The sequence below is a fragment of the Paraburkholderia sp. Cpub6 genome (assembly GCF_014201065.1).
GTDB lineage: Bacteria > Pseudomonadota > Gammaproteobacteria > Burkholderiales > Burkholderiaceae > Paraburkholderia > Paraburkholderia tuberum.
The window spans coordinates 36730-51453 of sequence record NZ_JACHDM010000006.1 but is presented as its reverse complement, the minus strand read 5'-3'; the positions used below and the strand labels follow the sequence as shown (position 1 = coordinate 51453).

The 14724-nt window shown below is 64.6% G+C and carries 11 protein-coding genes; 9 read left to right on the top strand and 2 right to left on the bottom strand.

Annotation, left to right across the window (positions count from 1 at the left end):
* Window positions 1-158 precede the first annotated feature (158 nt).
* The 7 genes from HDG33_RS13135 (at window position 159) to guaD (ending at window position 10213) form a co-directional block, all read left to right on the top strand.
* Entirely contained in the window at window positions 159-1538 is a 1380-nt protein-coding gene (locus HDG33_RS13135) for an amidase (protein ID WP_184027598.1), read from the top strand.
* Between the two features lie 128 nt (window positions 1539-1666).
* Window positions 1667-2176 carry a disulfide bond formation protein B gene (locus tag HDG33_RS13130; protein ID WP_184027595.1) on the top strand — a complete coding sequence of 170 codons (510 nt, stop codon included), beginning with the start codon at window positions 1667-1669 and terminating at the stop codon, window positions 2174-2176.
* Between the two features lie 385 nt (window positions 2177-2561).
* Window positions 2562-4100 carry a xanthine dehydrogenase small subunit gene (gene xdhA / locus HDG33_RS13125; protein ID WP_184027592.1) on the top strand — a complete coding sequence of 513 codons (1539 nt, stop codon included), beginning with the start codon at window positions 2562-2564 and terminating at the stop codon, window positions 4098-4100.
* A complete protein-coding gene (xdhB, locus tag HDG33_RS13120; RefSeq protein ID WP_184027589.1) occupies window positions 4100-6589 on the top strand; it encodes a xanthine dehydrogenase molybdopterin binding subunit in 2490 nt (829 codons plus the stop codon). The genes xdhA and xdhB overlap by 1 nt, the downstream gene beginning before the upstream one ends.
* Complete coding sequence (gene xdhC, locus HDG33_RS13115) at window positions 6570-7586, top strand: xanthine dehydrogenase accessory protein XdhC (RefSeq protein ID WP_184027587.1); 1017 nt, start codon at window positions 6570-6572, stop codon at window positions 7584-7586. The genes xdhB and xdhC overlap by 20 nt, the downstream gene beginning before the upstream one ends.
* Before the next feature lie 47 nt (window positions 7587-7633).
* On the top strand, window positions 7634-8683 hold the full coding sequence (locus HDG33_RS13110; protein ID WP_184027573.1) for an adenosine deaminase: 1050 nt from the start codon (window positions 7634-7636) through the stop codon (window positions 8681-8683).
* Between the two features lie 165 nt (window positions 8684-8848).
* Window positions 8849-10213 carry a guanine deaminase gene (gene guaD, locus HDG33_RS13105; protein ID WP_184027570.1) on the top strand — a complete coding sequence of 455 codons (1365 nt, stop codon included), beginning with the start codon at window positions 8849-8851 and terminating at the stop codon, window positions 10211-10213.
* A gap of 78 nt (window positions 10214-10291) precedes the next feature.
* On the opposite strand, the gene HDG33_RS13100 is transcribed toward guaD, so the two are convergent.
* Both HDG33_RS13100 and cysS read right to left on the bottom strand, forming a co-directional pair.
* Entirely contained in the window at window positions 10292-10666 is a 375-nt protein-coding gene (locus HDG33_RS13100; protein WP_184027546.1) for a hypothetical protein, read from the bottom strand.
* A gap of 180 nt (window positions 10667-10846) precedes the next feature.
* Window positions 10847-12253, bottom strand: coding sequence for a cysteine--tRNA ligase (gene cysS / locus HDG33_RS13095; protein WP_184027543.1), 1407 nt, complete (start codon window positions 12251-12253; stop codon window positions 10847-10849).
* A gap of 377 nt (window positions 12254-12630) precedes the next feature.
* Between cysS and HDG33_RS13090 the strand changes: the two genes are divergently transcribed.
* Both HDG33_RS13090 and HDG33_RS13085 read left to right on the top strand, forming a co-directional pair.
* Window positions 12631-13023, top strand: a complete 393-nt coding sequence (locus HDG33_RS13090; protein WP_184027540.1) for a hypothetical protein — start codon at window positions 12631-12633, stop codon at window positions 13021-13023.
* A 459-nt stretch (window positions 13024-13482) separates the two neighbouring features.
* The gene (locus HDG33_RS13085; protein WP_184027537.1) at window positions 13483-14358 is read left to right on the top strand and encodes a lipid A biosynthesis lauroyl acyltransferase; all 876 of its coding nucleotides are present in this window, start codon (window positions 13483-13485) and stop codon (window positions 14356-14358) included.
* Window positions 14359-14724 lie beyond the last annotated feature (366 nt).

The window sequence follows — 14724 nt, the reverse complement described above, 5'->3', positions numbered from 1 at the left end:
CCATCTTTCTGGCGAATTCGTGTGCCACGCCGCTCCGCCAGTAGCAGGCCGCTCGGCCGCAAAACCTTGCTCTACAATGCGGACGGACCTTTCCCTTTGGCTCCGCACTGCTTCGCTCATGCGCCCGCGCTGCGCTCAACCGGATCTCTACCGACATCATGGCCACTGAATTCGCCCCCTTCCCGCCGCTTGCCCAGCTTGCCGCCGATCTCGCCGCCGGCCGCACGACGAGCCGCGCGCTCGTCGAAACCGCACTGGACCGGATCGCCGATCCGGCTGGCCAGGGCGCCGCCGTCTTCATGCACGTCGACACCGACGCCGCGCGCGCCGCCGCCGACGCGCACGACCGCCTGCGCGCGGCCGGCACCGTGCTGTCGCCGCTCGCCGGGATTCCGGTGTCGGTCAAGGACCTGTTCGACATCGAAGGCCAGCCGACCCGCGCGGGCTCCGTCGTGCTCGCCGACGCGCCCGCCGCGAAGGCCGACGCGGTCGCGGTCGCGCGTCTGAAGCGGGCCGGCGCCGTGATCGTCGGGCGGACCAACATGAGCGAGTTCGCGTTTTCCGGACTCGGCCTGAATCCGCACTACGGCCATCCGCTGTCGCCGTACCGGCGCGGCGTGAAGGGCGACGAGCGGATTTCGGGCGGCTCGTCGTCGGGCGCGGGCGCGTCGGTCGCCGACGGCATGGCCGCGGTCGCGCTCGGCACCGACACCGGCGGCTCGATCCGCATCCCGGCCGCCTTGTGCGGGCTGACCGGCTTCAAGCCGACCGCCGCGCGCATCCCGAAGCAGGGCGGCGTGCCGCTGTCGTCGACGCTCGATTCGTTCGGGCCGATCGGCGTGTCGGTCGCATGCTGCGCGCTGGTCGACCGGATGCTCGCCGGGCTCGAGCCGCGCATCCCGGCCGCGCGGCCGCTCGAAGGCGTGCGCCTCGGCGTGCTGACCAATTTCGTGACCGACGGCGTCGAGCCCGAAGTCGCGCGCGCGATCGATACCGCGCTCAAGCATCTGGAGGCGGCCGGCGCGATCGTCAGCGAGGTGCGCTTCGCGCCGCTCGACCGGCTGCCGGAGATCAACCGCTTCGGCTTTTCGTCGATCGAGGCGTATGCGTGGCATCGTCCGCTGCTCGACAAGCATCGCGAGCAGTACGATCCGCGCGTGCTCGTGCGCATCATGAAGGGGCAGCCGGCCAGCGCGGTCGATTATCTGGACCTCGTCGCCGAGCGCGACGCGATGCTCGACGAAGCCGCGCGCACGCTGTGGCAGCGTTTCGACGCGGTCGTCGCGCCGACCGTGCCGGTCGTGCCACCGCGCCTCGCCGACCTGCTCAACGACGACGACGTGTTCGGCCGCACCAATGCGCTGATCCTGCGCAATCCGAGCGCGTTCAACTTCCTCGATAGCTGCGCGCTGTCGCTGCCGTGCCATCTGCGCGGCGACGCGCCGGTCGGCCTGATGCTGGCGGGCGCACCGCACGCCGACGACGCGCTGCTCGCGATCGGCCGCGCGGCCGAGGCAGTGCTGAAGGCGATCCGGTAAAGCGCGCCGGGGTTGGCCGCCCGGCGCGGTCGCCGCCGCGCCAATGTTCAGGCAATAAGTGGCGCGGCCGGGGTTCGCGCTAGAATCGCGGGCACCCGCCCTTTCGTCTCCAGACCAATCGATGATCCATGACTAACGACTCCGCGATACTGCGCCGCGAGCGCACCCTGCTGGTTTTGCTCGGCCTGATCTGCCTCGCCCTCGTGGGCGGTGCGTTGTATCTGCAGTTCGGCCTGCACGAAGACCCGTGCCCGCTGTGCATCATCCAGCGCTATTTCTTCCTGCTGATCGCGATCTTCGCATTCCTCGGCGCGCGCTTCAGGCACTGGCGCGGCGTGCGCCTGCTCGAAGTGATGGCGGCGCTGTCGGCGCTCGCCGGCATCGCGACCGCGGCGCGCCATGTGTACATCCAGGCGAATCCTGGCTTCAGCTGCGGCTTCGACGCACTGCAGCCGGTGGTCGACAGCCTGCCCCCCGCGCACTGGCTGCCGAGCGTATTCAAGGTCGCGGGCCTGTGCGAAACCGCATATCCGCCGATTCTCGGGCTGACGCTGCCGATGTGGTCGGGCGTCGCGTTTATCCTCGCGTTCGTCGCACTGGTGCTGAGCCTGGTGCGCAATCGCCATCGGGTGTCCTGACGGCGGGCAACTTGGCCGAGCGAGCTTCGAACGCCGCCTGAAGCGCCGAACTCGCCGCCAGGACGCCTACCGATTCGCATCGCCAATGACGCCGGACTTCGTGTTGCCCATGCCGGGCACCGAAGCCCGGCGTTTTTTCTGCGCGACGTTCCGCGATCGCGCGCCGTCCCTGTCGGTCCCCGCTCCGCGCACGCAACTTCTCGCCTCGGCGCGAATCGTACCGGGATCATGACCGCCGCCGCATGAGCTTCATGCGACACGGGAAATATTTTCGGGCCGGGGTAGTGCTATCTTCGGGTATGGATGGCGATCTACGTGCGCGAGGCCGGCTTTTTGCGACCCCATGCGTAACGCGCGCCCGGTCCGCACTGTCTTCCGATTCGCCATGACAACGCAAACCATCCGCTTCTACCACCAGGGGTCCGTCCGCGAGGTCGCTGGCGTGCCGGCGACGCGCACCGTGCTGCAGCACCTGCGCGAGGACTTGCGCTGCACCGGCACCAAGGAAGGCTGCGCGGAAGGCGACTGCGGCGCATGCACGGTCGTGATCGGCGAACTCGATGCGCGCGGCGACCTCACGTTGAAGGCGGTCAACGCCTGCATCCAGTTCCTGCCGACACTCGACGGCCGCGCCCTCTTCACCGTCGAAGACCTGCGCGCCGCGAACGGCGCGCTGCATCCGGTGCAGCAGGCGTTGGTCGACTGCCACGGTTCGCAATGCGGCTTCTGCACACCCGGCTTCGTCATGTCGATGTGGGCGCTCTACGAGAACCAGCCCGTCAGCGCCGGCCTGCCGACCCGCCATGAAATCGACGCCGCGCTGTCCGGCAATCTGTGCCGCTGCACGGGCTACCGGCCGATCATCGACGCCGCGCAGAAGATGTTCGACTACGCGCAGCATCCGCGCGTCGCGCTCGACCGGGACGCGATCGCGGCCACGCTGCGCACGCTGCAACGCAAAGACACGTTCGAATACAGCGCGCCAGACACTCGCGGCGCCACCTTCGGCTCGCCCACCTTCCACGCCCCGCTCACGCTCGACGCGTTCGCGACGCTGCGCGCGCAGCACCCGGACGCGCGCATCGTCGCGGGCAGCACCGACGTCGGCTTGTGGGTCACCAAGCAGTTCCGCGATCTCGGCGATCTGCTGTACACCGGCAACGTCGCGGAACTGAAGACGATCGCGCGCGACGCGCAAACGCTGACCATCGGTGCGGCGGTCACGCTCGAGGACGCGTACGCTGCGCTCACCGCCGACTACCCCGAACTCGCCGAACTATGGACGCGCTTCGCATCGCTGCCGATCCGCAATGCGGGCACGCTCGGCGGCAACGTCGCGAACGGCTCGCCGATCGGCGATTCGATGCCGGCACTGCTCGCGCTCGGCGCCGACGTCGAGTTGCGCCGCGATCGCACGACCCGCACCCTGCCGCTCGACGCGTTCTACCTCGGCTATCAGAAGACCGCGCTCGCGCAAGGCGAATTCGTCAGCGCGCTGCGCGTGCCTCGCCCGGCCGGCGCGCTGCGGTTTCGCACCTACAAGGTGGCGAAGCGTTACGACCAGGACATCTCGGCGGTGTGCGCGGCGTTTGCGCTGCACGTCGCGGAAGATGGCACGATCCGCGCGGCGCGGGTCGCGTTCGGCGGCATGGCGGCGACGCCGAAGCGGGCCGCGCATGCCGAAGCCGCGCTCAACGGCGCGGCGTGGAACGAACCGACGGCCCGTCGCGCGATGGACGCGCTCGCCGCCGACTACCAGCCGCTCACCGACATGCGCGCGTCGAGCGCGTATCGGCTGAGGGTCGCGCGCAATCTGCTGTGGCGCTTCTACCTCGAAACGCGCGACGACGCGCCGCTCGCGCTCTGCGACGTGAACGCGTTCGCGTTCGAGGCCAACGCAATCGTCGTGAAGGAGTCGCCGTGATGAACCGGACCGATGCCTTTATCGAACCCGCGGGCGCGCGTGCCGATCAACGCGAGGACGCGTCGATCGGCGTACCGTTGCCGCACGAATCCGCCGCGCTGCACGTGAGCGGCGAAGCGACCTACACGGACGACATCGCCGAGCTGCACGGCACGCTGCACGCGGCGCTCGGCCTGTCGCGCCATGCGCATGCGCGCATCGTGTCGATGGATCTCGACACGGTGAGAAACGCGCCCGGCGTGATCGCGGTGTTGAGCGCCGACGATATCCCCGGCGAAAACAATTGCGGCCCGGTGCTGCACGACGATCCGATCCTCGCCGACGGCGAAGTGCTCTATCTCGGCCAGCCGGTCTTCGCGGTGATCGCCGAGAGCCACGAACTCGCACGTCGCGCCGCCGCGCTCGCGAAAAGCGACGACGTGATTCGCTACGAGCCGCTCGACGCGATCCTCACCGCCGCCGATGCGAAAGCCGCGAAGCAGTTCGTGCTGCCCCCGCTGCATCTGCGGCGCGGCGACCCCGACGCGAAGATCGCCGCCGCGCCGCATCGACTGGCCGGCAGGTTCGAGGTCGGCGGCCAGGAGCAGTTCTATCTCGAAGGCCAGATCGCCTATGCGGTGCCGAAGGAAATGGACGGCATGCTCGTCTACAGCTCGACGCAGCATCCGAGCGAAATGCAGCAGGTCGTCGCGCACATGCTCGACTGGCCCGCGCATAACGTCGTCTGCGAATGCCGGCGCATGGGCGGCGGCTTCGGCGGCAAGGAATCGCAATCGGCGCTGTTCGCGTGCGTGGCCGCGCTTGCGGCGCAACGCCTGCGTCGCCCGGTCAAGCTGCGCGCCGATCGCGACGACGACTTTCTGATCACCGGCAAGCGCCACGATGCAGTCTACGAGTACGAAGCGGGCTTTGACGAGCAAGGCCGCCTGCTTGGCGTGCGCGTCGAAATCGCATTGCGCGCCGGCTATTCCGCGGATCTGTCCGGCGCGGTCGCGACGCGCGCGGTGTGCCACTTCGACAACGCGTACTACCTGTCCGACGTCGATATCGTCGCGCTGTGCTGCAAGACCAATACGCAGTCGAACACCGCGTTTCGCGGCTTCGGCGGACCGCAGGGCGCGCTCGTGATGGAGGTGCTGCTCGACGGCATCGCGCGCGAGCTGCGGCTCGATCCGCTCGACGTGCGGCTCGCGAATTACTACGGCGTCGGCGAATGCGATACGACGCCGTACGGACAACGCGTCGAAGACAACATCATCGCGCCGCTGACCGACGCGCTGCTAGATTCGAGTGACTACCGCGCGCGTCGCGCGGCACTCGCCGAATTCAATGCGAAGAGTCCCGTGCTCAAACGCGGCCTCGCGTTTTCGCCGGTCAAGTTCGGCATCTCGTTCAACGTGCCGTTCCTGAATCAGGCCGGCGCGCTCGTGCACGTGTACAAGGACAGCTCCGTGCTCGTCAATCACGGCGGCACCGAGATGGGCCAGGGGCTCAACACGAAAGTCGCGCAGGTGGTCGCGAATCAGTTCGGCTTGCCGTTATCGCGCGTCCGGGTGACCGCGACCGATACCTCGAAGATCGCCAACACGTCGGCCACCGCGGCCTCGACCGGCAGCGACCTGAACGGCATGGCCGCCGAAGCCGCCGCGCGGACGATCCGCTCGCGGCTCGCGGAACTCGCGGTGCGCCAGCTCGGCGGCGACGCGAACGACGTGCAATTCGCGCGCGGCAGCGTGTCGGTGAACGGCGGCGCGCTGCCGTTCGAACAGCTCGTCAACGCCGCGTATCTCGCGCGCGTGCAGTTGTGGTCGGACGGCTTCTACGCGACGCCGAAAGTGCATTGGGATGCGAAGTCGCTGACCGGTCATCCGTTCTATTACTTCGCGTATGGTGCGGCGGTGTCGGAGGTCGTCGTCGATACGCTGACCGGCGAGTGGAAGCTCCTGCGCGCGGACTTGCTGCACGACGCGGGCCAGTCGATCAATCCGGCGATCGATCTCGGCCAGATCGAAGGCGCCTTCATTCAGGGCATGGGCTGGCTCACCACTGAAGAGCTATGGTGGAACCGCGACGGCCGCCTGATGACGCACGCGCCGTCGACATACAAGATTCCCGCGGTCAGCGACACGCCCGCCGCGTTCCACGTTCGGCTCTACGACAACAGCAACGCCGAGCCGACCGTGTTCCGCTCGAAGGCGGTCGGCGAGCCGCCGTTGCTGCTGCCGTTTTCGGTGTTTCTCGCGATTCGCGACGCGATCGCGGCCGCAGTGCCGGGCGCGCGACATGCTCCGCCGTTGCGCGCGCCGGCGACGCCCGAGGCGATACTCGATGCGCTCGACACGTTGAGTGCGATGAACGCGTCGCAGAACGCAGATCCGACCGAAGCCGCCGCGCACCCCGATAGCACCGACACAAACACGCAACCCGCCGCGGAAACGCCCCACGCGGCCCCCCACGGAGAATCGCCGGATGCAAGCCTGGCTCACTGACCTGCAACATCTGCTCGCGCATGGCGACGCCGCCGTGCTGGTGACGGTCGCGCGCGTCGAAGGTTCGGCGCCGCGCGAAGCCGGCACGAAGATGATCGTCACGCGCGAGGCGGCCAGGCATACGATTGGCGGCGGCCACCTCGAATGGAAGGCGATCGAGACCGCGCGCCAGGTGCTGCGCGACGGCATGCGCGCGCCGCACATGCGCCGGCTCGAACGCTTCGCGCTGGGGCCGAGCCTCGGCCAGTGCTGCGGCGGCGCCGTGATCCTCGCGTTCGAGCGGCTCGACGTCGGCGATCTCGGCTGGCTCACGTCGCTCGCCAAGCGCCTCGCGGCGGGGCAATCGACGGTGCGTAGCGTATCATTCGGCCCCGCGCCGGATGCGGTGATGCTGTCCGAACCCGAGCCCGGCATCGACGGCGCCGACTGTCTGCTGTGGGACGGCGCCGGTTTCGACGACAGCAGCGCGCTCCTGACCGAAACCATCGCGCCGGGCGAATTCGCCGTCGTGCTGTTCGGCGCCGGTCACGTCGGCGCGGCGCTCGTGCGCGTGCTGGCGACACTGCCTTGCATGGTGCGCTGGGTCGACGAGCGCGACGCGCAGTTTCCGTCGCTCGATGCGCTGCACGCGGCGAACGTGAGGATCGACGCGAACGACGCACCCGACGAGGCGATCGATCAGGCCGCGCCGAACACGTACTTCGTCGTGATGACGCACAACCACGCGCGCGATCTCGAACTGGCCGAACGCATCCTGCGGCGCGGCGACTTCGCGTTCTTCGGCATGATCGGCTCGCATACCAAGCGCAAGCAGTTCGAGCATCGGCTCGCGGCTCGCGGCATCGATCCGGCGCGGATCGCGCGGATGAAATGTCCGCTCGGCGTCGACGGCATCGTCGACAAGTCGCCCGAGGTCATCGCGATCTCGGCGGCCGCGCAGGTGTTGCAGGCCGTCGAGGCGAACGCGGGTGCGCGCTACCCGACGCAGGCGGTTTGATACGCGGCCTGCGCCGCTCGTTACCCAACACACAATTCCAAACCACGATGAACCCGACAACCGCTACCCCTGTTTCCTCCGTTACGCTCGCCGACAAAACCGCGCGCGCACCGAAGGCCGAGCTGCATATCCACATCGAAGGCTCGCTCGAACCCGAGCTGATTTTCGCGCTCGCGCAACGCAACGGCGTGAAGCTCGCCTACGACTCGGTGGAAGCCTTGCGCGCCGCCTATGCGTTCACCGACCTGCAATCGTTCCTCGACATCTACTACGCGGGCGCGAGCGTGCTGCTGCACGAGCAGGACTTCTACGACATGACGATGGCCTACGTCGAGCGCTGTCTCGCCGACAACGTCGTGCATAGCGAAATCTTCTTCGACCCGCAGACGCATACTGAGCGCGGCGTGCGGATCGCGACCGTCGTGGCCGGCATCGAACGCGCGCTCGCCGACGCGGAGAAGCGCGGCATGTCGAGCAAGCTGATCCTGTGTTTCCTGCGCCATCTGTCCGAGGACGATGCGCTCGCCACCTTCGACGAAGCGCTGCCGCTGTTCGAGCAGTACGAGCATCGGCTGATCGGCGTGGGGCTCGATTCGTCGGAACGCGGCCATCCGCCGTCGAAGTTCGAGCGCGTGTTCGCGAAGGCGCGCGCGCTCGGTCTGAAGCTCGTCGCGCATGCGGGCGAGGAAGGCCCGCCGTCCTACATCTACGAAGCGCTCGACGTGCTGAAGGTCGACCGCGTCGATCACGGCGTGCGCAGCATCGAGGACCCGGCGCTCGTCACGCGTCTCGCCGATACGCGCGTCGCGCTGACCGTGTGCCCGCTGTCGAACCTGAAGCTGTGCGTGTTCGACGACCTGACCAGGCACACGCTGAAAGACCTGCTCGATCGCGGCGTCGCGGTGACCGTCAATTCCGACGATCCGGCCTATTTCGGCGGCTACGTGAACGCGAACTATCTGGCGACGATCGACGCGCTGAAGCTCGACGACGCCGAGGTCTACACGATCATCCGCAACGGCTTCGAGGCGTCGTTCGTGACGCCCGAGGAACGCGCGATGCTGATCGGTAAGCTCGACGCGTATTGGCGGCACTGAGTGGCGGCACTGAGCCGCGCGCCGACGGATTTCAACTGACGGGCCTCGACCGACGTCGGCGGCCGGCGGCTTCGCTTCGTTCGGGCAAACGGCAACGACCCGAACCGGGAAGCCGCGGCCGCTGCCTGCGCCGCCCAGCTTTCAACATTCGGAGACAGCTTTTCCATGACTGAATCGGCTCATACCGCGCAAGCGGCGCAAGCGGCATTCCGCGCCCCTCTGCTGACCTTCAACGGCGATCCGGCGCACGCGCCGAACGCCGTGGTGTTTCACGAGGACGGTCTCCTGATCGTGGAAGACGGCCGCGTCGTCGCGGCCGACGCGTATGCGGCGCTCGCGTCGCGGCTCGCGCCCGGCACGCCGGTCGTGGAGCGGCGCGACAAGCTGATCGTGCCGGGCTTCATCGATACCCACATCCACTATCCGCAGACCGACATGATCGCGTCGCCGGCGCCGGGTCTGCTGCCGTGGCTCGACACGTACACGTTCCCAACCGAGCGCCGCTTCGCCGACATCGCGCACGCCCGCGACACGGCGAGCTTTTTCCTCGACGAACTGCTCGCCTGCGGCACGACGACCGCGCTCGTGTACTGCACGGTGCACAAGGAATCCGCCGACGCCCTCTTCGCCGAGAGCGAAGCGCGCAATCTGCGCATGGTCGCGGGCAAGGTGCTGATGGACCGCCACTGCCCCGCGTTCCTGCGCGACACCGCGCAATCGGGCTACGACGACAGCGCCGAGCTGATCGGCCGCTGGCACGATCGCGGCCGCCAGATGTACGCGCTGACGCCGCGCTTCGCGCCGACCTCGACCGAGGCGCAGCTCGAAGCATGCGGCGCGCTCGCGCGGCTGCATCCGGACGTGTTCGTTCAGAGCCACGTGGCCGAGAACACCGACGAGGTGAAATGGGTCGCCGAGCTGTTCCCCGGCCACCGCAGCTATCTCGACATCTACGATCACTATGGGCTCTTGCGCCGTCGCGCGGTGTACGGCCATTGCATCTACCTCGACGACGAGGACCGCAGGCGCATGGCGCAAACCGGCGCGCTCGCGTCGCACTGCCCGACCTCGAACCTGTTCCTCGGCAGCGGCCTGTTCGACTTCGACAAGGCCGACTCGGCCGGCATGCCGATCGCGCTCGCGACCGACGTCGGCGGCGGCACGTCGTTCTCGATGCTGCAGACGATGAACGAAGCGCACAAGGTCGCGCGCCTCGGCGGCCATCATCTGACGGCGACGCGCATGTTCTATCTCGCGACCGCCGGCGCGGCCGAAGCGCTCGATCTCGGCGACAGGATCGGCACGCTGAGGGACGGCTCGGAAGCGGACTTCGTCGTGCTCGATCCGCAGGCGACGCCGCTGCTCGCGCGCCGCACCGCGCGGCGCGAATCGCTCGAGGAGCTGCTGTTCGCATTCGCGCTGCTCGGTGACGATCGCGCCGTGTATGAAACGTATGCGGCCGGCAAGTGCGTGCATCGCCGCGACGACGCGCGCCAGCGCGTGCCGGGGCGCGCGAAGATAGCGGCTTGACACCAGCTTCGGTTGAGACGCCCCAGTTGCAGCAGAAACGCTAGTGCGCGTCTTGGTCCGCGAGTGCTCACAAATTGGCTATTCAGTGTCAATTTCGAGCGTCTCAAATTCGACGGCAATCTCAGCGCCAACTGTTGAGAAAACGTATGCGATATGGTCGGCACGGGGCTTTCCAAAATGCGCGGATTTCTTGAGTACCTCGATTGCCGCGGCGTATGCCTCATCACCGGGTTTCAACACCTCAATCGAATTGACGATGTTCAACAATCCACCGTCAATGATGCTCGCGCGCGTCACTCCAAGAAAGGTAACGGTCGCGCGCCGGCTCTCCTCGTACAACCCAAGTGTTAGTACGTTTGGTGTATTGGCGCCACCTTCCTTGCTGGTCGCAATCGCATCCAGGTACCAGTCATGAAAACCGCCGAACTGTTCCAGTGCATCTGTGATGGTCATGGTGGCTTGTCCTATGGAAGTATGCTCTACCCACAAAGTGCAAGCGTATCCTTTACAACAGAGCCGGCGTCCAGTCGGCTTTGTTGCATCTGGACGCTACTTTTGAAGGTCCCTGTTCGTCCCTGAACGGTCAGTCGAACTTATGCAGACCGGACACTCAGTTTGGCGCCAATGCAGTAATCACTCATTCCCAATATCTGTCGTGTCCGTGGTGATTCCGATAAGGCGTTGCCCTTCTTTGCTGTCCTCGACTCTCCAGCCTCGGGCGTTTAACGTGTCTCGTATGTCATCGGCCTTCGACCATTCCCTTTCGGCTCTAGCCTGCTCGCGCTCCTTGAGTAGCTTGCTGATGTCTTCTGGAATTTCGAACGCAACCGGTTTCCAGTCGCTTAGCCCGAGACCTAGCACCAAATCAAAGCTGTCGAGGGTCGCTCGCACATTCGCCGGAGGCAGAGGACTTTTGACCAGTTCCCAAAGCACGGCCAGCGCTCGCGGCAGGTTCAGGTCGTCGTTCACTTCGGCGTCGAAGCGCGCGGCGAAATCCGGATCGATGCGGCCACCGTCTGGCCCAGCCGAGTAGAGTTGGCGTAGCCGGTTCAAGGCTGTCTGCGCTGCATCAAGCGATGCCCAACTGAAATGCAGCTTGCTTCGATAGTGGGCCGTCAGGCACAGGTAACGGTAAGCGAGCGCATCGATACCATTGTTCTGGAGAGTCTGCAGGCGAATGAAATCGCCGTTCGATTTTGACATCTTTGCATTGGCATCGAGCGTCAGGAAATGTCCGTGCATCCAGAAATTCGCTAGCCGTGTGCCGTGGGCCGCCTGAGTTTGTGCAATCTCGTTGCTGTGATGGACGGCGATATGATCCTCGCCACCGCAGTGAAGATCGAACCAGTTGCCAAGATATTTCGCTGACATCGCCGAGCACTCGATATGCCAGCCTGGAAATCCGCGTCCCCATGGGCTATCCCATTCCATCTGACGCTTGATACCGGCCGCACTGAACTTCCACAACGCAAAATCCGTCATGTTTTTCTTGTTGCCCACAGCGACGCGCTTGCCCGCCTGAAGGCCGGCGCGATCGAGCCTGGCGAGGAACCCGTAATCTTCCTGCTTGCTGGTGTCGAAATACAAACCGTCACTGGTCCGATAGACGTACCCGGCTCGTTCCAGTTCGCCGATGAACCCAATCTGCTCGGTGATGTGATCGGTAGCACGGCACCATACCGTCGGCTCCAGCAGATGAAGCGCGCGCCAGTCAGCGAAGAAGGCCTCGGTGTAGCGTTGCGCGATAGCCCATGCTGATTCTCCGGCCCGCCGGCTGCCTCTTTCCATCTTGTCCTCGCCTTCGTCTGCATCCGAAGTCAGGTGACCGACGTCCGTGATGTTGACGACGTGGCGGACCTCGTATCCGTTGCGTATTAGTGCGCGGCGCAGGACGTCCTCGAACACGTAGGTTCTCAGATTGCCGATATGGGCATAGTCATAGACAGTGGGACCGCAGCAATACATGCCGACCACCCCGGCGTGGATTGATGTGAACGGGCGCACGGTACGCGACCAGGTGTCATACAGTGCAAGCGGCATCGAGTTCCTCTGTCCAGAAGGTGTTGGGCCAAAACAAAAAGGCCGCCGGTTTTGCAACGGGCGGCCAGAAGGTGGTTGATTCAGCGTGTAGCTAGATCGCTAAGCGCAGCTTCCCCCCGGCACGTTCTGACAACATGCACGGACCAGCGAAGAGAGGTATTTGTTGAGACTAAGCATGGGGACAATCCTAGCGTCTCGTGGCTGCGCAGGTCAATACCGTCGAATGACCGCTTTCAGTGAGTATTCCCGGATGACCGTTCATGGCCGACTGCTGGCCAATGCGTCTTGCATAAGACGACGCGGCACGGGCCTCCGCAATAGTGGCCAACAATTTCGGTCTGGTACGCTGAGCGAAAATTCTTTCTATCAGAACCAGCATGCTCCGTGCAGCCTTTGCCATTCGCGCTCTGTTCGCGGTATGCCTTCTTGCTGCGACCTTCAATCATGCTCGTGCAATTCTGGAGCACGGTGTGCTTTGGGACTATGGCTACGGAAGCAAGATTGCCTTTACCAGTCGGCTATATTGGGCCATGCTGACTATTCTTGATCCCCTCGCCGCCGTGCTGTTGTTCATTAAACCGAGGACGGGAATCCGGTTAACTATCGCGATCATGGTAAGCGACGTGATCCATAACACGTACTATGTCGCGGCGAACGACCAATGGCTTGCGCCGTTTTATTTAGCCCAGGTCGGATTCCTTGTGGTTGTGCTTGGTCTCGCACCGGTCGCCGCGAGGGCAGGTCCATCTCGGGGTCATGCGCCAGTTTGAAGGGCTGACGTAAATCACGCGTTCACCATTGATTGTTCACGATCTTCGGCGAGGTATCGAACGTCTCAAATTGGCCGACCTGAGCCTGATGCGGTAGGCATAGACCGGCCCGAAGCCGCCGCGCACTGTTTTGCAGAACGGAGGTCCCCCTTCTGCGTGGAAGTGCCGTTCGCATAGCCGCCGCCAGCAGGATCCCCTTTGAGTCGTGGAACAGCGTCGTCGATGCAAGCGACGATTACTCACGACCAGAATCGTTGGGGTAAGTCGCACCTAAGCCGCCTGTTACACCCGGTAAGTTCGCGAGTCGTCACCGGTAACCCGGTGATCGCGCTTGGACTGTATAGTGCACGGCTGACATCGAGAGCGAAAACATTCCCATGAAGCAGTGATGAGCAGAAAGGTCGCCTGCTTGGCGTTTGACTTCGCTTTCCAAACTTCACCACCCATAGGGGACAGTCTTTGAAACGCCTCGGTCTTGCGCTCATCGTGGCGTTGCTACGCACGCTTTCCGTACTTCCTTACAAATTCGTCGCAAGGCTCGGGATGGTTGTCGGCACTGCGTTGTATGCGCTTCCGAGCCGCCGCAAGCATATCGTCCTGGTGAACTTGTGTCTTTGCTTTCCCGAGAAGACTAGCCGCGAACATCAGAAGCTCGCAAGAGCTCACTTCCGCCACGTTGTTCGCAGCTATCTCGAGCGAGGCATCCAGTGGTTTGGCAGTGCGCAGTCGATCCGGGATCTCGTCCAGATTGAAAGCAAAATTGATCTCGATGACGATGCAGCCCCGCCCACCATCTTCATGGGTTTTCACTTTGTGGCCATTGAGGTCGGCTGCATGCTCTACTCGACACACCTCCCCGTCGCCTCACTGTATACGCGCATGTCAAGCACAGCCCTATGCGACCTGGCCAAGCGGCAACGCGGCAGATTCGGAGCAGAGATGATCGAGCGCGCGACAAGTGCCAGAAAGATAGTGGGATTGTTGCGTTCCGGCAAACCAGTCATGCTCGCGGCGGATATGGACCAGGGCGTTCACAACTCTGTTTTTGTCCCATTCTTCGGCGTTCCCGCCTGCACGCTCACAGCCGTTTCGCGGCTCGCGAGACTGGGTCGCGCGCGGGTTGTTCCCTTCGTGACTGAGGTACTCCCGAATTATCAAGGGTATAAGTTGACGATTTTCGAGCCGCTCGCGGACTTCCCATCGGAGAGTGATGTGGACGACGCGCGCCGCATGAATGCGTTCCTTGAGGAACAGGTCGTCAAATTTCCCGAGCAGTATTACTGGGTGCACCGACGTTTCAAGCACCGACCGCCGGATATGGCATCGGTATATTGACCGGTTCGCTTAGTCATTGAGCCTGCAGGCAGCGCTTGCCGGCATCAACGCGTTGTGTGTTTTCAAAGGTTTGCATAGCCAGGCCTTTTCCTGCTCGCCAATGGAATGGCGGTTTTTGCGGGATGCAGCGCTACGCCAAAGCACCTACGAGGAGGTTCTCAGGTGCAAAGACATGCTTACGTGCCCCTGCAAAGATACGGTTTAAGTTTCATGAGAAATTCCTGGGTCTCCGCCTTGGCCTTCTGAAGGTCTGCGGCCCTTCCGAGGCACGCCTTCTAGTGCCGCTCATCGCAAATGACATAACAGGCACCAAGGGGCCTTTGACAGCGCAGCTCCACGGAGTGCATTTCAAATACGGACAAGGAC

Excerpts from the sequence above, each read along its gene's own strand:
- HDG33_RS13135 (WP_184027598.1), top strand. The coding sequence starts at position 159 with ATGGCCACTGAATTCGCCCCCTTCCCGCCGCTTGCCCAGCTTGCCGCC.
- HDG33_RS13130 (WP_184027595.1), top strand. The coding sequence starts at position 1,667 with ATGACTAACGACTCCGCGATACTGCGCCGCGAGCGCACCCTGCTGGTT.
- xdhA (WP_184027592.1), top strand. The coding sequence starts at position 2,562 with ATGACAACGCAAACCATCCGCTTCTACCACCAGGGGTCCGTCCGCGAG.
- xdhB (WP_184027589.1), top strand. The coding sequence starts at position 4,100 with ATGAACCGGACCGATGCCTTTATCGAACCCGCGGGCGCGCGTGCCGAT.
- xdhC (WP_184027587.1), top strand. The coding sequence starts at position 6,570 with ATGCAAGCCTGGCTCACTGACCTGCAACATCTGCTCGCGCATGGCGAC.
- HDG33_RS13110 (WP_184027573.1), top strand. The coding sequence starts at position 7,634 with ATGAACCCGACAACCGCTACCCCTGTTTCCTCCGTTACGCTCGCCGAC.
- guaD (WP_184027570.1), top strand. The coding sequence starts at position 8,849 with ATGACTGAATCGGCTCATACCGCGCAAGCGGCGCAAGCGGCATTCCGC.
- HDG33_RS13100 (WP_184027546.1), bottom strand. The coding sequence starts at position 10,666 with ATGACCATCACAGATGCACTGGAACAGTTCGGCGGTTTTCATGACTGG.
- cysS (WP_184027543.1), bottom strand. The coding sequence starts at position 12,253 with ATGCCGCTTGCACTGTATGACACCTGGTCGCGTACCGTGCGCCCGTTC.
- HDG33_RS13090 (WP_184027540.1), top strand. The coding sequence starts at position 12,631 with ATGCTCCGTGCAGCCTTTGCCATTCGCGCTCTGTTCGCGGTATGCCTT.